The organism is Paraburkholderia sp. CNPSo 3274 (genome assembly GCF_024206475.1).
Lineage (GTDB): Bacteria > Pseudomonadota > Gammaproteobacteria > Burkholderiales > Burkholderiaceae > Paraburkholderia.
The window spans coordinates 25662-43338 of sequence record NZ_JAMBPR010000034.1; the positions used below are offsets into that span (position 1 = coordinate 25662).

General features: G+C 62.5%; 14 protein-coding genes and 1 pseudogene. 8 read left to right on the forward strand and 7 right to left on the reverse strand.

Annotated features, from left to right (window positions below; all coding sequences use genetic code 11):
- Positions 1–58 precede the first annotated feature (58 nt).
- A pseudogene (locus tag M3I54_RS23065) lies at positions 59–505 on the forward strand (helix-turn-helix transcriptional regulator); the annotation flags it as partial.
- 55 nt (positions 506–560) lie between these two features.
- Here M3I54_RS23065 and M3I54_RS23070 read toward each other — a convergent pair.
- Complete coding sequence (locus M3I54_RS23070; RefSeq protein WP_375542195.1) at positions 561–1280, reverse strand: TetR/AcrR family transcriptional regulator; 720 nt, start codon at positions 1278–1280, stop codon at positions 561–563.
- Positions 1281–1625: 345 nt separating this feature from the next.
- On the opposite strand from M3I54_RS23070, the gene M3I54_RS23075 reads away from it, so the two are divergent.
- The 6 genes from M3I54_RS23075 (at position 1626) to M3I54_RS23100 (ending at position 9516) form a co-directional block, all read left to right on the forward strand.
- On the forward strand, positions 1626–2891 hold the full coding sequence (locus M3I54_RS23075) for a Zn-dependent hydrolase (protein WP_254340166.1): 1266 nt from the start codon (positions 1626–1628) through the stop codon (positions 2889–2891).
- Positions 2892–3014: 123 nt separating this feature from the next.
- Entirely contained in the window at positions 3015–4409 is a 1395-nt protein-coding gene (locus M3I54_RS23080) for an NAD(P)-dependent oxidoreductase (RefSeq protein ID WP_254340167.1), read from the forward strand.
- A gap of 62 nt (positions 4410–4471) precedes the next feature.
- A complete protein-coding gene (gene preA, locus M3I54_RS23085) occupies positions 4472–5749 on the forward strand; it encodes an NAD-dependent dihydropyrimidine dehydrogenase subunit PreA (protein ID WP_254340168.1) in 1278 nt (425 codons plus the stop codon).
- A gap of 64 nt (positions 5750–5813) precedes the next feature.
- Positions 5814–7316 (forward strand): NCS1 family nucleobase:cation symporter-1, encoded by a 1503-nt coding sequence (locus M3I54_RS23090; protein WP_254340172.1) that lies wholly within the window; start codon positions 5814–5816, stop codon positions 7314–7316.
- A 44-nt stretch (positions 7317–7360) separates the two neighbouring features.
- The gene (gene hydA / locus M3I54_RS23095) at positions 7361–8818 is read left to right on the forward strand and encodes a dihydropyrimidinase (RefSeq protein ID WP_254340174.1); all 1458 of its coding nucleotides are present in this window, start codon (positions 7361–7363) and stop codon (positions 8816–8818) included.
- Positions 8819–8976: 158 nt separating this feature from the next.
- Entirely contained in the window at positions 8977–9516 is a 540-nt protein-coding gene (locus M3I54_RS23100) for a histidine phosphatase family protein (protein WP_254340177.1), read from the forward strand.
- 15 nt (positions 9517–9531) lie between these two features.
- On the opposite strand, the gene M3I54_RS23105 is transcribed toward M3I54_RS23100, so the two are convergent.
- The 6 genes from M3I54_RS23105 to M3I54_RS23130 all read right to left on the reverse strand — a co-directional run bounded on the left by M3I54_RS23105 (position 9532) and on the right by M3I54_RS23130 (position 17159).
- A complete protein-coding gene (locus tag M3I54_RS23105; RefSeq protein ID WP_254340179.1) occupies positions 9532–10386 on the reverse strand; it encodes a lipase family protein in 855 nt (284 codons plus the stop codon).
- A 14-nt stretch (positions 10387–10400) separates the two neighbouring features.
- Positions 10401–13379: a patatin-like phospholipase family protein gene (locus M3I54_RS23110; protein ID WP_254340181.1), complete on the reverse strand. Its 2979-nt coding sequence runs from the start codon at positions 13377–13379 to the stop codon at positions 10401–10403.
- A 366-nt stretch (positions 13380–13745) separates the two neighbouring features.
- The gene (locus M3I54_RS23115; RefSeq protein WP_254340183.1) at positions 13746–14525 is read right to left on the reverse strand and encodes a phosphoribosyltransferase family protein; all 780 of its coding nucleotides are present in this window, start codon (positions 14523–14525) and stop codon (positions 13746–13748) included.
- A gap of 19 nt (positions 14526–14544) precedes the next feature.
- The gene (locus M3I54_RS23120) at positions 14545–15261 is read right to left on the reverse strand and encodes a glutathione S-transferase C-terminal domain-containing protein (protein ID WP_254340185.1); all 717 of its coding nucleotides are present in this window, start codon (positions 15259–15261) and stop codon (positions 14545–14547) included.
- A 140-nt stretch (positions 15262–15401) separates the two neighbouring features.
- Positions 15402–16520, reverse strand: a complete 1119-nt coding sequence (locus M3I54_RS23125) for a patatin-like phospholipase family protein (protein ID WP_254340187.1) — start codon at positions 16518–16520, stop codon at positions 15402–15404.
- A gap of 75 nt (positions 16521–16595) precedes the next feature.
- A complete protein-coding gene (locus tag M3I54_RS23130; protein WP_254340189.1) occupies positions 16596–17159 on the reverse strand; it encodes a TetR/AcrR family transcriptional regulator in 564 nt (187 codons plus the stop codon).
- Between the two features lie 60 nt (positions 17160–17219).
- Here M3I54_RS23130 and M3I54_RS23135 point away from each other — a divergent pair, with 60 nt between their 5' ends.
- Positions 17220–17672 (forward strand): monooxygenase family protein, encoded by a 453-nt coding sequence (locus tag M3I54_RS23135; protein ID WP_302059090.1) that lies wholly within the window; start codon positions 17220–17222, stop codon positions 17670–17672.
- Positions 17673–17677 lie beyond the last annotated feature (5 nt).

Below are 17677 nucleotides of genomic sequence, written 5' to 3' on the forward strand. Positions count from 1 at the left end.
ACAGTCGTGTGAGTGGAAGAACGATGAGATTGCCCGCCGCGAATGGGGTCTGTCTCGCGCTAGAATGGCTGTTCCTGTCGCAAAACTGCCACCCAGCCTACACGTCGATGACTGCTCTCCCGCCGATCTGCTCATGCGTCTGTTGCTCGCCGAACTCGCGGTCATACCGCGTTTGCCGCTGTATCTGCCATGGCCTGCCGGCACGCGACTGCGCAAGCTCTGCGACGCGATCATCGATGCGCCGGACGCGCCGCACGAAGTTGCGCACTGGGCGCACAGGCTGGGCATGGCGGAGCGCACGCTGCACCGAGCGTTCCAGCGCGAGACTGGCATGACGCTCGGGCGCTGGCGCCGGCATGCGCGGCTCTTTCTGGCGCTCGAGCGTCTCGCGCGCGGCGAAAAGATCGTGACCGTCGCACTCGATCACGGCTACACGAGTCAGAGTGCATTTGCTGCGATGTTCAAGCGGCATTTCGGTGTCGCGCCTTCCGAGTTTTACCGCTGAGATAACGGCCGCAGAGTCCTCGGGGCGAGGGAGCGGCACATCGTTGCCGCTTCGCTCAAAGCCCAGGCGAGCGCGCGCCGCTCGCGCGCAAAATCAACCGCACCACTTCCTCGGTGCTCGCCTCGAACCCCGCTGATGAAAGCGCGCGCTTGCCCGAGAGCGCGCGAATTTGCGCCTCGAAATCGGCATAGTGCTGCGTGGTCGCCCAGATCATGAAAAGCAGCGCTTTCGGATCGACGGGTGCGAGCAAGCCTTCCGCAATCCAGCGATCGATCAGCCTCACGCGCGTTTCCATCCACGGCTTCACACGCTTGAGCAGGATGTCCTGCATATGCGTCGCGCCGCTGATGATCTCGTTCGCCCACACTTTTGATCCAAGCGGCCTGCGCCGCGAGAGTTCCATCTTCGCGCGCACGTAACCGCCAATGGCCACGACCGGATCGTCGCTCGCGTCGAAAGTGTTCGCGGCCGCGTTCCATTCCTCGAACAGATCGTCGAGCACGCGCCAGTAGAGCGCGAGCTTGGTCGGGAAGTAGTAGTGCAGATTGGCCTTCGGCAGGCCCGCGCGCTCCGCGATCAGCGCCGTGCTCGCGCCTTCGAAGCCGCGCTCGGCGAACACGGCCTCCGCGCAGGCGAGCAGATGCGCTTCGTTCGACTCGCGAATGGCGGCTTTGCGCCGGCGCGGCTTGTGCGTTGCGTCAGCGGCTTCCGGTTCGTGCGCCGTGCCGCGCATCGCGTGGGTCGCGGCTCGCGTGGTGGGTTCGTCGTCGCGCATGATGGTCGGTCCATTCGGAAGGAAGAGGCGGCGCACGGCGTTCGCGCCCATGACGGCTTCATTGTAGTCACGATGTAAGCGCCTCGTGCACTCACCGCCCTCGGGGGAAACGCGCGGAGCGCCGGGGCGTTATCGCGCACTGCAGCATGGATGGCACGCTTCTCGCTGGTAACACCGCATTGAATTCGCGAAGTTTATCGTCTACAACCTGTCCAATCGGACAGGATTCGCGGGGCGAGGTTTCGGGAATCGCGAAGCGCCATTCAAGCGCGCACCGCCATGGCGCTTCCCGCCCCAGAAGGTGGCACGAATGCACGTTTGACGAACACGGACAGGAGGACACGCATGAACGCAGTAAGCGAAGCCGCGCTGACGACCGCGATTCACGTGAACGGCCAGCGGTTGTGGGACAGCCTGATGGAGATGGCGAAAATCGGCGCTACGCCCAAGGGCGGCGTGTGCCGTCTCGCGCTCACCGACCTCGACAAGACAGGGCGCGATCTCATCGTGCAATGGGCGAAAGGGGCGGGCTGCACGGTGAGCGTCGACCAGATGGGCAACGTGTTCATGCGCCGCGCGGGGCGCAACAACGACCTGCCGCCGGTGATGACCGGTTCGCACGCCGACTCTCAGCCCACGGGCGGGCGCTTCGACGGCATCTATGGCGTGCTGGGCGGGCTCGAGGTGATCCGCTCGCTTAACGACCACGGCATTCAAACCGAGCGCCCCGTCGAAACCGTGATCTGGACCAACGAGGAAGGCTCGCGTTTCGCGCCAGCCATGGTCGCCTCCGGCGTGTTCGCGGGCGTCTTCACGCTCGACTACGGGCTCTCGCGCAAGGATGTCGATGGCAAGACCATCGGCGAGGAATTGCAGCGCATCGGCTATGCGGGCGAACTGCCGTGCGGCGGGCGCAAGATTCACGCGGCATTCGAGCTGCATATCGAGCAGGGGCCGATACTCGAAGCCGAAAACAAGACCATCGGCGTCGTCACGGACGCGCAGGGGCAGCGCTGGTACGAAGTCGTGCTCACGGGGCAGGAAGCCCACGCGGGCCCGACGCCCATGCCGCGCCGCCGCGACGCGCTGCTGGGCGCCTCGCGTGTCGTGCAGCTCGTCAACGAAATTGGCCTGCGCCATGCGCCGCTAGCCTGCGCGACGGTCGGCATGATGCAGGTGCATCCGAATTCGCGCAACGTGATTCCGGGCCGCGTGTTCTTTACCATCGATTTCCGCCATCCTGAGGACGACGTGCTCGCGCAGATGGACGCCGAGCTGCGCGAGGGAATTGTAAGGATTGCGGAGCAAGGCAAGCTCGAAACCCAGGTCGAGCAGATTTTCTATTACGCGCCGGTGCCGTTCGACAAGGCCTGCGTGAACTCCGTGCGCGCGGCGGCGGAGCGCTTTGGCTACTCGAACCGCGAGATCGTTTCGGGCGCGGGCCACGACGCGTGCTATCTCGCGACGGTCGCGCCGACTTCGATGGTGTTCGTGCCATGCATCGACGGCATCAGTCACAACGAGGTCGAGGACGCGACGATCGAATGGATCGAGGCGGGCGCGAACGTGCTGCTGCACGCCATGCTCGAGCGCGCGAGCGAACCCGGCTGACGCCTTTGATGCTAACGCAAGCGGCCTGAGAGCCGCGCTGTCTTTCCCGTTGTCCCCACGTACCGGCTGCGCACGTCACGCACAGCCGGCGGGCCCGTGTTTTGCCTCGCAAGGAGCATCCGGATGTCCCAGCTCAACTCGAATGCCGCCGACGGCATCGCGCCAGGCCGCCTCACGGCCGAGCAGCTTGGCTGCAACTTTGCCGACGTCGCGCCGCCACTTTCCACCCACGCAGCCGTCATCGCCGCCGACCGCTGCCATTACTGTTACGACGCGCCATGCGTCGCGGCTTGTCCGACCGGCATCGACATTCCGGGCTTTATCCGCAAGATCGGCAACGGCAATCTCAAGGGCGCGGCGCGCGATATATTGAGCGCGAATCCGCTGGGCGGCACGTGCGCGCGCGTGTGCCCAACCGAAATCCTCTGCGAAGGCGCGTGCGTTCGGAATCATCAGGATGGCGAACCAGTTCGGATCGGCGCGCTGCAGCGCCATGCCACCGATTTTCAGATGGCGCGCGAAGCCGCCGGTGCGCCCGTGCTCTTCAAGCGCGCGAGTGAGACCGGACGGCGCGTCGCCGTGGTCGGGGCCGGCCCGGCGGGGCTTGCCTGCGCGCATACGCTTGCCCTCGCCGGGCATCGCCTGACCGTATTCGACGCGCGCGAAAAGCCCGGCGGCCTCAACGAATACGGCATCGCGGCGTACAAGGTCGTCGACGATTTTGCGCAACGCGAAGTGCAATGGCTGCTTTCCATCGGCGGGATCGAAATACGTCAGGGCCAGCGGCTTGGCCGCGATGTCACGCTTACGGAGCTGCGGGCCGCGTATGACGCCGTGTTCATTGGCGTGGGCCTCGGCGGCACGCAATCGCTTTCCATTGAAGGCGAAGCGCTCGATGGCGTGCGCGATGCGGTGGAATTTATCGCACGCCTGCGCGAAGCCGACGATCTTACTACGCTTGCGGTGGGCCGCAAGGTGGTGGTGATCGGCGGCGGCAATACGGCCATCGATGCCGCCGTGCAAAGCCGCAAGCTGGGCGCGGAGCAGGTGACGCTTGCGTATCGCCGCGGCGCGGCGCAGATGAGCGCCACGTGGGCCGAACAGGAATTCGCACGCGCGCAGGGCGTGGTACTGGCCGAATGGATGAAGCCGCTGCGCATTACCGGCGACACCCGCGTGCAGGCTGTGGAGTTCGAGCGCACCGCGCTCGATGCGGGCGGCGCGTTGCGCGGCACCGGCCAAATCGTGCGCGTAGAAGCCGACATGGTCTTGAAAGCCATTGGCCAAAAGCTCTTGCCAGAAGGCCTGATCGGCCTCGACGCCCTGCAACTTACCGCGGGCGGTGCGCGCATTGCCGTGGATGCGGATGGAGCGACATCCATCGAAGGCGTATTCGCGGGCGGCGACTGCGCAGGCCATGGCGCAACCGATCTCACCGTGCAGGCCGTGCAGGACGGCAAGCTCGCCGCGCGCGCGATCGACCGCTACCTCGCGAGTCAGTCCGCCAAAGCCGCTTGAACTACGCGGCTGGAGCCAAGCGAACAACACACCGAATCCAGACAATACGAAGGAGTCGCACCATGGCCGACCTGCGCTGCACGATTGCCGGCATCGAATCGCCGAACCCTTTCTGGCTCGCTTCCGCGCCACCGACCGACAAGGCCTACAACGTCAACCGCGCCTTCGAGGCGGGTTGGGGCGGCGTGGTCTGGAAAACACTCGGGCTCGACCCGCACGTGGTGAACGTGAGTTCGCGCTATGGCGCCACTACGTGGCGCGGCCAGCGCATGGCGGGGTTGAACAACATCGAGCTCATCACCGACCGGCCGCTCGACGTGAATCTCAAGGAAATCGCGCAGGTGAAGCGAGACTGGCCCGATCGGGCGCTCATCGTCTCGCTGATGGTGCCGTGCACCGAGCAAGACTGGAAGTGGATCCTGCCGCTGGTGGAAGATACCGGCGCCGACGCGGTGGAGCTCAACTTCGGCTGCCCGCATGGTATGAGCGAGCGCGGCATGGGCGCGGCCGTGGGGCAGGTGCCCGAATACATCGAAATGGTCACACGCTGGGTGAAGGAGGGTACGCGCCTGCCGTGCCTCGTGAAACTCACGCCCAACGTGACCGACATTCGCCACGGCGCGCGCGCGGCGATGAAGGGCGGCGCGGACGGCGTCTCGCTCATCAATACGATCAACTCGATTGTGGGTGTCGATCTCGACGTGATGGCGCCGCTGCCGACCGTGGATGGAAAAGGCACGCACGGCGGCTATTGCGGCCCCGCCGCGAAGCCCATTGCGCTGCATATGGTCGCGGAAATCGCGCGCGACCCGCAAACGCACGGCTTGCCCATCTCCGGCATCGGCGGCATTTCCGATTGGCGTGACGCCGCCGAATTCATCGTGCTGGGCGCGGGAAGCGTGCAGGTTTGCACCGCCGCGATGCACTACGGATTCCGAATCGTCAGCGATATGATCGACGGCCTCTCCAACTGGATGGACGACAAGGGCTACGAGAATCTCGACGCCATTCGCGGCCGCGCCGTGCCCAACGTCACCGACTGGCAGTACCTGAACCTCAACTACGACATCAAGGCGCGCATCGACCAGGACCGCTGCATCCAGTGCGGGCTCTGCCATATCGCCTGCGAGGACACCTCGCATCAGGCCATTACCGCTACGCGCGACGGCAAGCGTCACTTCGAGGTCGTCGATGCCGACTGCGTCGGGTGCAATTTATGCATGCATGTCTGCCCGGTCGACCAATGCATCACGATGGAGCGCGTCGACTCGGCCCGCTACGCGAACTGGACCACGCATCCCAACAACCCGGCGCGCGTGGCCGATCCGAAAGCCGCCTGACGCATCGAAACAGCACTGAGCCGAACCGAACCAGACCAACGACAAGCCACGGAGAACTGCAACCATGAGTCAGCCATTGACAGGCGACGCGAGCGTGCGCCGCGCCGAAAGCGAGCTATACAACGACGATCTCGCGCCAACCGGCGCGGCGCAGCGCACGTGGCGCTGGTATCACTTCGCTGCGCTCTGGGTGGGCATGGTGATGAACATCGCCTCGTACATGCTCGCGGCCGGGCTCACCGAGCAGGGAATGTCGCCGTGGCAGTCCGTGCTCACGGTGCTGCTCGGCAATCTCATCGTGCTCGTGCCGATGCTGCTGATCGGGCACGCCGGCACGAAATATGGCATTCCTTACGCGGTGCTGGTGCGTTCTTCGTTCGGCACGCAGGGCGCGAAGCTGCCCGCCATGCTGCGCGCCATCGTGGCGTGCGGCTGGTACGGTATCCAGTCGTGGCTTGGCGGTAGCGCCATCTATACGCTCGCCAATATCCTCACGCACAACGCACTGGTGGGCGACGCGCTGCCGTTTCTCGGCATCTCGATCGGCCAGGGTGCGTGTTTCCTTGTGTTCTGGGTGCTGCAACTCTACTTCATCCTGCACGGTACCGATTCGATCCGCTGGCTCGAAAGCTGGTCCGCGCCCATCAAGGTCGTGATGTGCGTGGTGCTCGTGTGGTGGGCCTGTTCGAAGGCGGGCGGCGTGGGTTCGATGCTCTCGCAACCTTCCCAGTTCGCCGCTGGCGGCAAGAAGGCGGGTCTCTTCTGGGCGACATTCTGGCCAAGTCTCACGGCCATGGTGGGCTTCTGGGCCACGCTCGCGCTCAACATTCCCGACTTCACGCGCTTCGCAAAAACGCAAAAGGACCAATTCGTGGGGCAGGCCATCGGTCTGCCTATTCCGATGGCGCTGCTTTCGGTGGTCTCGGTCGTCGTGACTTCGGCCACGGTGGTGATCTACGGCAAGGCGATCTGGGACCCCATCGATCTCACGAGCCGCATGGAAGGCGTGGGCGTGGGCATTGCGCTCGTCATCCTCACGCTCGACACGATGTGCTGCAATCTCGCCGCGAACCTCGTCGGACCGGCCTACGATTTTTCGAGCCTCTGGCCCAAGGCTATCTCGTACAAGGCGGGTGGGCTCATTACCGCGGGGATCGCCATCGTGATGATGCCGTGGAAGATTCTCGCCACCACGCAGGGCTACATTTTCACCTGGCTCGTCGGCTATTCGGCGCTGCTCGGACCTGTGGCGGGTATTCTCATCGTCGATTACTTCTTCGTTCGCGGCACGCGCCTGAATACTGCTGAGCTATTCGAGGAGAACGGCGAATATGCCTACACGAACGGCTGGAATCTCGCGGCCGTCATCGCGCTGGTCCTGGGCGTGCTGCCCAATCTGCCGGGCTTTCTCTACACCGCGTTCCCCACTGTGTTTCCCTCCGTGCCCGACGCGTTCAAAAGCATTTACACCTATGCATGGTTCGTCGGGCTCGCCATTGCGGCGCTCGCCTACGGCGTGATGATGAAGCTCGGCAAGAGCCGCCGCGCGAGCGTGGCAAACGCGTGAGTTGCTGCAGCGTGAATTCGTTCAACTGAAGGAGACTTGACATCATGGCGATCCTGATTCGAGGCGGCACCATCGTCAATGCGGACAAGAGCTGGCGTGCGGACGTGCTCTGCGAAAGCGGCGTGATCCAGGCCGTGGGCGAAAATCTGGACGCGCCCGCGGGCGCGACCGTGGTCGACGCGGGCGGCCAGTATGTGATGCCGGGCGGCATCGACCCGCATACGCACATGGAGCTGCCGTTCATGGGCACGACAGCGAGCGACGACTTTTACACGGGCACGGCGGCGGGCCTGGCGGGCGGCACGACGTCGATCATCGATTTCGTGATTCCGAACCCGAAGCAGCCGCTCATGGACGCGTTTCGCGAGTGGCGCGGCTGGGCCGAAAAAGCTGCCGCCGACTATGGCTTTCACGTAGCGGTCACGTGGTGGGACGATAGCGTGCATCGCGACATGGGCCTGCTCGTGAACGAACACGGCGTGTCGAGCTTCAAGCACTTCATGGCGTACAAGAACGCCATCATGGCCGACGACGAGATTCTCGTGAACAGCTTCGCTCGCTCGCTCGAACTGGGCGCTTTGCCTACCGTGCATGCGGAAAACGGCGAACTCGTCTTCCAGTTGCAGCGGCAGTTGCTCGCGCGCGGCTTCACGGGGCCCGAGGCGCATCCGCTTTCGAGGCCGCCCGAAGTCGAAGGCGAGGCGGCAAATCGCGCAATTCGCATTGCGCAGGTGCTGGGCGTGCCGGTGTACATCGTGCATGTTTCGGCGAAAGACGCGCTCGAAGCCATCGCCCGTGCGCGCAGCGAAGGGCAACGCGTGTTCGGCGAGGTGCTCGCGGGGCATCTGGTGATCGACGAGTCCGTCTATCGCGACCCGGACTGGACGCGCGCCGCCGCCCATGTCATGAGCCCGCCGTTCCGTACGAAAGAGCATCGCGACGCGCTTTGGCGCGGGCTGCAAGGCGGCCTGCTCCACACCACGGCGACCGACCACTGCGTGTTCTGTGCTTCGCAGAAGGCAATGGGACGCAATGACTTCACAAGGATTCCGAATGGATGCGGCGGCGTGGAAGACCGCATGGCCGTGCTGTGGGACCAGGGTGTGAACACGGGCCGGCTCACTCCGAACGAGTTCGTGCGGGTGACCTCCACTAACGCCGCGCAGATCTTCAACCTGTATCCGCGCAAGGGCACGGTGGCTGTCGGCGCCGACGCCGACCTCGTCGTGTGGGATCCGCAGGCCACGCGTACGATCTCGGTGAAGACGCATCATCAGAACGTCGACTTCAACGTCTTCGAAGGCATGACGGTGCGCGGCGTGCCTACGCATACGGTCTCCCAGGGCGAACTCGTGTGGGCGAACGGCGATCTGCGGGCGCGGCGCGGTGCCGGACGTTACCTGAAGCGGCCTGCAAATCCCGGCTATTTGCAGGCGTCGCGGCTCGCGAAGAGCCTGAAGGAGACGCAACCCGTGCATCGCGAGGGGGATTCGTCTAACTAGCGGCGAGGCAACCGATCGTTCAACTCACGATTCCGCTATATTTGCGAACCTTCTTGAACCCATTTGCGTGGGCTATGCTTTCGAGACCGCGCGGCGATAAGCGTGGCTCGCGTGAATGCGCTCGATCGACGGGAAGAACATGAAGCGGGAGACCGAAGATGAGCGGAGCCAATGGGGCCAATTATCCCAAGACCATTTTCATCATCAGGCATGGGGAAAAGCCGGGTGACCCGGCGACGGACAGTCCTCAGGACGGCGTCAATCTCTCGATGCGCGGCTATGAACGTGCCGCAGCGCTCGCGCCGTATTTCATCGCGACATTCGGGAAGCCCGATGCCCTGTTCGCCACGCAGGCGTCGAACCACAGCAATCGTCCTGTCGAAACCATTACGCCACTGGCGCAAGCATTACAGATGACCATCAAGTCGGATATCGCGGATGATGACTACGGTACGCTCACCAACAAAATCCTTTCGGACAGTCACTATGCCGGAAAGATTCTGTTGATTTGCTGGCATCACGGCAATATCCCAGCGCTCACGCAGAGTCTCGGTGGTCAGCCACCCCAGACCCCGTGGCCCGGCACGGTGTTCGATCGCGTGTGGCAGATCGACTATCCGGCCGGCTCGGGGAAACCATCAGGACTACCAGTCAAAAATATTCCCCAGCAACTGTTGTACGGCGATCAGTCTGATTGACGGCGAAGTGTCGTTTCAAGGCACCAGACATCTCACGTAGTTGATCGGGGCGTGATCCGCGAGGTCGCGCACCATGACATCACCGATGCGCCAAGCGTATGTGAGCACATAATCTTCGCGCGCGGCGGCGCGGTCCGCTTGCACGAATGCATCGTCGGCGTGCGGAGCCAGTTCGCCTACACGCGTGATGTAGTTCGACGCTCCCGCGTGAATGTATCCGCCAATGGGCGGCGGCAAATCGGTGACGAGATCGCAGCAGTCGACATAACGCGTGATGGCGACCCCGTCGAGCGTCGCGACAAACGTCGCGTCGCCTACGCGTGGCGAGCCGATCGTGACCAGGGCGTTTGGCTTGCATATGCTGGCAAAGAGCGTCGCGATGGCCGCACCGAGGCTATGGCCGGTCAAGATGAGTTGGGTTCGCGTCGTAGCGGTCGCTTGCAACCAGTCATCGACCGCTTCGCGCAAGCCGCGGGCGGCGCATGCGAATCCAGCATGAACCTGACCGGCGCTCTCTGTCCACTCCGTCAAGCTGCCTTTCAGGTCGAGAGCGATATCGGAGAGCGACTGCGGTTCCGTTCCCCGGAATGCGAGCAGGGCGAGGCCATCGGAGTGCCTTACGGCGCCGAAGCCATGCGTGTCGTCGTCGGCATTATTGAAGGGAACGGCGCCCTCAAATCCAACCAGCGCGAGCGCTTGTTCGAGTCGCTGGAGGTCAGCACCGCCATTCTCGTAGCGTATGTAGGCAAGCCGCGCTAACTCGGCGCACAGTCCGTCAATGTCGTAATTGCCTTCGGCAGTGAATACTGTCGGCCTGAGTTCCGGTGAGTTGAGCGCGTCGCACGACGCGTCGTAGGGGATAGAACACATGTGCACCTCCGTGTTCACAGCGACAGCAGGTTGCGCATCTGCGAATATCCCAACTCGCGATGCGATTCCCACTGGACGTCGTCAAAAAACTGGTTGGCGGTGGTCTCGTTGGGAAACGAGGGGTTCTGCTTCCGATATTCCCGCACGTCCGGCGGCGCGGCGGACGTGACGCGCGGCTTGATGACCAGTATCTGCCCGTTGCTCCCGTTGGCGAAGGTGACGGCGAACTGGAGCGCGAGGAACTTTCGCTTCTTCCTGAATTCTCCAATCGACAAGGCGATATGGGCCGGATTCAGGCGGAACCAGGAAGGGAGGGGGAGCCGTGTGCGCGGCTCGCGTATTTCGGCGCCGAAATCGACGCGCGCGCGGCGAATCAGGTTTGCGATATCGCCGAACTGGTATTTTGGATCGTAGCCATTGTCGATCAGCACGATGAATTTCAGCTTGCGACGCAGCAATTCGTAGGCGCCCGTGTTTTCGAAATGACCGCCATCGGTGAGATACCAGCGGCGGCCACGGGGCCCGTCGTATTCGCCCATCAGTTCGTCCATGAGGCAGAACTGCGTGCCGAAGAGCTTCTCGGAGAGAAAACGGTGAGGCAGGTTCGCGTCGGGTATCGGCACACGCTTGCGCTCGAAGTTCACCGCGCCCAGCTGGAATGGCTTCGAAAACGTATCCCACCAATAGCCGAGGCGAATATTCGCCACGCCAAGCAGCAGTGAGTAACCAACGTGCGTATTCTGGCCGAGCCCAGTGCTCACAGCCGCACCGGAAATGGCGACCCAGTCGCCCAGCGTCATCGATTCGAGCCAGATGTCACGCGTGCGCGATTCCCCACGGACGTAACAGGCCGGCGTCGAAATATCGTTCGCACTTTCCCATTCGCACTCGAGCACGCCGAGCCTGGCGCCCACGGTCATGCCGGCTGGCCCGATGCTGAAGGCGAGCCCGCGGGCGCCACGCTGCACCAGCGACGAGTCCCAGTCGATCGTCTTGTTGATCGTCGCGTTGATGAGATGAACCGGCGCATGGCTGCGGGAGTGGAAATATTCGGCCATCGTGATGCTGTCGCCAGCCACGAGATTGGTCACGTCACGCATGGCGGGCATGTTCAGCCGCGCGGCATTGGTCGCGCCCAGGAAGGCGCGGGTCAGGCGCGTGCTGTAGAGCCGCTGATAGGTCGAGAGGTTCAGGAACTGGATGCACAGGCCATCCACGATCGCTAGCACGAGAAAGGCGCCACACAGGATCGCCAGGCGCGAGGCGTAGTCCTGGCCGTTACCGTAATGTCGCCATATGACCATCGAGATCGAGAGGGCCACGGCGGACCAGAACGCCAGCGTGGCGAGCGCGGCGAAGACCGCGGCGACCGAAGCGAGAACGAGGCGCGGGATTTTGCTGAGACCGCCAACGATGTTGTCGCCTTTCGCTAGCAGGAAACGGGCGAGACTCCATAGCACGGCGCCGATGCCGGCCAGCGCGCCCAGTGGGCCAGAGTTCGGCGCACTCAGGAAGTTCATGGAGAGATGGCGGGTGGCTTCGTAGGTGAGTCCACCGAGTGCGTCGACGAGTGCGAGAAGCAGCATCCAGAGCACTATCTGAATCGGCCCGGCGCCGACACGATGTCCGCAGAGACGAAGCGGTGTTGTGAACGCGTTCGTGAGCGCATTGCGCAAGCGGTCAACGAAGGCGCGGCTATCCGAGCGCGGCGAAGAGGAGGGAGTCGAGCCGCGGTACCACGATTTGCCGGACCCGCTGCCGCGCTTGCCGACGTACATCCACGCGATGACGAGAAACAGGGTGCCGAGCACGCCCGTGCTGATGACGAACAACGCGGCGAGAAGCTTGCCGGACGGATGCGTCAGCTGGCCGAGCAGCAGCGTTGCGACCGGCTTTGACGATCCGTGATTGAATACGGCGATCGTGCTGACGGCCAGTGAAGTGACTACGAATAGCGAAATGAATGGCAGCCACTTTCCGACGAAGCCCGTTTTCTGTGCGAGGTTCTGAGTCAGCCAGTAGGCGCGGCTGAGCGGAGAAAAAACAAATGCGGCGATGAAGGCGGCGATGGCCGCCGGCAACAGCGAGCGCGCCCACCAGATGTCGGGCACGGCCGATTGCAGCGGAGCCCACCAGGGGTCGCCCACGATCAGCGGGGAACACCAGACGTCGGGGACGGACGAGAGCAGCGGAGACCAGCACACTTCAGGCGAGACCAGGTGCAATTGCTTGAGATCCGCTACGGCCATCGAGGGATGTGTCAACCACGTCGCAGGGTGGGGTGAGAGTACGTAGAACCACCAGACGTTTGATGCTGGCAAGGGCGGCCCGAGGAGCTGTGCGGCCAGACCGTGCACAGCGAAGTCCAGCAGGCCAAACGCAAGGAGGATCGTCAGGAGCGACACGCCGATTACGTACTGTACGGCAAACCAGTTTCTCATCGAGAACACAAGGTATTGAAGGTAGTCCTTCAAACCGTTCGGCACGAGATAGTTGCAGTTGTCGCGCAAATAGGCGATGGGCGTGACCGCGTCCGCAGCGGTAGGCGCCGCGTCCGGACATAACTTGCCCGACGCGCTTTGGGCCTGAGCGATGTAAGCGGACTGCGCAAGCCGCAAATTCCCCGCGCGTAGTTCGTCCGGAACGAAAAGACTGCCATAGAAAGCGCCGATGTAGCTGCCGCCTGAAACCGTTGAAAGATAGTCGAAGTGCTTCAGCGTATTCGTGTCCGCCATAGCCTGAAGGATGCCTAACGAAAATACGGCACTCCGTATGCCGCCGCCCGAGATGGCCAGGCCGCAGGCATCGGCGGCGCTGGGCAATGCGGAAAGATTGACCGCGTGCCGATGACGCTCGACCTGCTCCAGTTCCCGACGGGAGAAGTCCTGGGGCAGTTGCCACGACGGTGCTGGTGGGGGCGTCGACACCGTGGCGGGCTTGCGCGCTGGCCGCAGTAGGGTCCTGACAATGAACGAAAGTAGACCCGGCATCATTCACTCCTGTTCCCTGGACGATGAACGGCGCAGCACTTGTCAAAATATCAGGATAGCCAGGCACAGGATGCGAGATCGTAGCGTGTCCAGACTGCCGCGGCGCGCGAGCCAGCCCCCCGGCGCACACCGAAGCGACGCCGGACTTAAGCTGACGTGAAGCGCCAACGGCAGGCGCTTTACGGATGCTCCTTCGAACACATATGAGGAAATTAAAGGCCGGATAGTTAGCGGCGTATGTGATCTGGCGAACACAAGTGGCGCAAACACCCTGGAGACGATCGCAATCGTTCGTAACGCGCAAGCGTCCGTTTGCTTGCAACGTGCCAGTAGGCGTACTGGCCGAGGTGGCGAGTGGGGAGTCGATCGCTAATCAAAAGAGCTTATTCTGTATCGTTTGTTGTTAATTGTTTTATATATGATGGAAAACGGAAATTCTTTAAGAACGACTCCTATCAGAGCTTCGTTATTGCAATAAATTTCCTCTGGTCCTACGGTTTCGATGGTTTTCAAGAGTGAGTGGGGGTCGCCCGTGAATTCCAGGCGACAATCTACCTTCCATTCCTGTTGCAGGTTCAACGGGTAGGCGGAATCGTCGATGGCAAGTGTCTTTTTATAGCGTTGATCTTCGGGGAGTGCCGCTTCCGCCTTCGCGAAATCATCAAAGCACTGGCGGCTGGTGACATATCTCTCCCACGGCAATATTGCATGCACTGGTGAGCAGTCTTTGTAGAAGTCAGCCTTTGCTCTGCTGTTGGCATGGTGCACCAATGTCAGTACCCTGATCAAAGACTCGTCTTTCACAAAAGAGAGCAAATAATTTTGGCAATTCGCCAGCGTATATCCAACACCGGCAACATCGTCCACCAGCAGGATTCTCTTGCCGTCCTTGATGCAGCCGTCGACAAGATCAAACACTTTCTTGTTGTTGATTTCAGCCTTTTCCTCCCGACGATCGTAGTGTACGAAGTCCACGGGTAGGCCCAACATCTGCGAAAGCATCAGGGCAGGTATGGCGCCTCCGCGCAAGATGCCGAGTATCAAGCCTATGTTTTCTTGAATCAGTTGCTCTCTTTTAGACAAGCAAAACGTTTCTATGTCGTCGTAGCCATAGAAGTAGACGGGAAGTCTGGAAAATTCTGTGTTCACCTATTTTTGCTCCGTTCACCTACAACGATATCGGCAACGCAAGATGTCGGGCGTACATCAGATCGCGATGTTCAAGCAAGATGTGATCCAACGCCGCGTCGGTCTCCGGATCCCGTGTTTCGAAAGCAGTCCTCACGCCAGCGTCCATCGGACACACGTCATGCGGTAGCGGGCGAAAGAGCGCCAGGACAGTGGCACTGTAGATATCAACCGCAGTCACTGAATCGCCGATGTAATACGAGGAGCCCGCCTCGCGCTGCGCCTTCAGACGCGTGGTCAGCATTCCCAACACGGCCTTCACGCGGTCGGCCGCAGCGGCACCGGCCTCCGGACTGTACCCGTACTTCTTGCCCAGATACTTCGCGACCCGGTCGGGAAAGCCACCGTCATTCTGCAAGCCCGCATGAATCAGCTGCAAACGGCGCGACCACCCCAAACCGCTCTCACCGCACAGTTTATGCGCGAGGCCGAAAGCCAGAGCACGCTCGGTGGGATCATCCGGCAACAACGACGGTGGGGGCGCCAAATGCTCCGCAAGCAGAAGAATATCCGCCCATCCGCGGCGCGGTCGCTCCTGCCCGATCATGAGCACAGGCGCGCTCAGTTCCCCGGCCCACTGCTTCAGTGTCTCGCTGTCGTAGGCGAGTCGCGCGGCAGCCCACTCGATACCCTTGATGTGCAGGATGCCCTTGGCCGCTTCGCTCCAGGGACTCGGAACACCGCCGACCACGACCATACGCAAGCCATCGCGCTGGACTGCGGTTTCGACGTCGATATATTCGACCGGTATCTATCTGCTCCCCCAAGGCGAGCAGGGCCAGCGCACTAGCCCCGTTCTCCCGATCCAGGTCCGAACTTCACGTCACGCCACGCGCTTTACTGCGTGGGCGGACCGCTGCCTTGCTTGAGCGTCGGATCGAGCACCGCATCCTTGACGTTGAGCGAAGACGTTTGTCCGAGCTTGGCGTAATCCTTCTTGAGCCACAGGTCGGCGATCTCGCGTCCACGGTCGAACAGCATTTTGAGCAACGCCCAGGACGTGCTGCTCTTGGAGACGAAGCCGAACTGCGCGAGAAAGTCGTCGTCGCGAATCAGGTGAAACCGGATGGTCTTGAAGCGGCTTTGGCTCGCGGCCTGCTCGCCAACCGAATCGAGCACACGGTTGACCGCTTCGATCGCATTGATCTCCAGCACCACTGAAGCGTTGAAGCCGATTTCGTTGAGCCGGTCCAGAATGCCGCGAGCATTTTTCGGTGGCATGTCCTCGCGCTTGAACGGATTCACGAGGATTAGAATCAAGTCCTGCGCGTGGGCGATCAGTGGCGCCAAAGGCGGATTGCCGAGATAGCCGCCGTCCCAGTACGGCACGCCTTTTACGTCCACAGTGCGGAATTCGCTCGGCAGGCACGCGGAAGCGCGCAACACGTCGACGGATATTTCGGGTTGCGTAAAGATGGCGCGCTCGTTGGTTCGTACATTGGTGGCGCATATGAAAAGCTGCGGGCTGCCGCTCTTCGCGTTGAGCGTAGAGAGGTCAGATTCTGAGAGCGCGGAGCGGATCACCGGGCCGAGCGGATCGCGATAAAAGGGATTGTTGTAAGGCGAAGCGACGAGTCCCACGATCTCCGTGAAAATGGCGCCGGGACTCCAGTCGATATTCCAGCGGCCAAACGGCCCAGGTTCGGAAAAGCCGAAAAGCGCATTGCCGGCCAGTGTCCCGGCGCGCGACACCGACTCCCAAAAGGCGCGCAGCATCTCGCGCGCTTTCGTGGCTCCCCCGCTGGCGAGGCCTGCTGCGCAAAGTGCTGCGTTGATTGCGCCCGCGCTCGCGCCGCTGATCGCCGCGACATTGAATGGCGTTGCCTGCGAAGTCGATTCGAGCAATCGATCGAGCACGCCCCACGTGAAGGCGCCGTGTGAGCCGCCCCCTTGCAAGGCAAGCGCGACTTTGGGGCCGGACTGTTGCACACCGCTCGGGGATTCCTCGATCGCCATGGCTCCTCTCTCGTCGTTATCGCGTTGCTCGCAATCGTACGCGTGCGGGTGAATGCGCGTGCTGTGAATGCCGCGTCAGAAACCGACGAGGTCAGGCGGCGCGACCTTCAGCGCATGCGTCATCAGGGCAATCGCCATTCGCTCTCCGGCAGGATCGGCCGGAATGCGTCCGTCGAGCGCCAGCGTCGCGAGGCCGTGGACGAGCCCCCAGCAAGCGAGCGCGCCAGCCTCGACCCCATTCGGCGCCAGTTCCGCCACGCGGCGGGCCATCAACGTATAAGCGCCCCGGCAATCCTCATGGGGCAGCGCGAGTCCGGCCCCATCGGCGAACATCAGCCGGAACAGCGCGGGATGCGCGCGGGCGAAGCCAACGTAGGCCACGCCCTGCGCGGCGAGTGCTTCGCGCGCATCGTCCGATTCATTGGCCCGCGCAGCGTCCGCCTCCAGCATGGCAAAGCCTTTGAGCGCGACGGCGCCCATCAGCGCCGTCTTGTCCTCGAAATGGCGATAGGGCGCCATCGCCGAAACGCCGGCCGCCCGCGCAACCGCACGCAGGCTGAGGTCGCTTTCGCCCTGTTCGAGCAAGGCCAGCGCGCAGTCGACCAGCCGGTCACGAAGGGACAATATCGAATCGCTCATCGCTGTTTACACTGTAATCATCTGGGACTATGCTTACAGCGTAAGCAGCCGGGAGCCGCCATGCAAGCCTCTGTTACCCGCAGGTCCGTCGACCTCAGCACGTACCCGAATCTTGTGGTCATCATCCTGGGCTTTCGCGTGCGCCGGTTGCGGGGGATCGCCACCTTGTTCGGCATCGGCAAAGGCTTGCGGCAAATCGAGTTGAATCCGCCTGCCGGATTGCTCTCGAGTGAGCAGTTTCTTTTCGCGCTCAATCATGTGGGTATCCGCCAGTATTGGCGTGACCTCGAAAGCCTCGAGGCGTTTACTCGGAGCGCGCCGCATTCGCGCTGGTGGGGCGAATTCCTGCGCGACAGCGGCGGCGCGGGCTTCTGGCATGAAAGCTACAGCCGGCAGGGAATGGAGGCGGTTTATATCGATATGCCCGGACCCGTGGGCTTCGACCGCTTCGCACCGGCGCGCCAGCCGACCGGACCTTTCATGACCGCGCGAAAGCGCATGGCGGCGGATTAGAACTC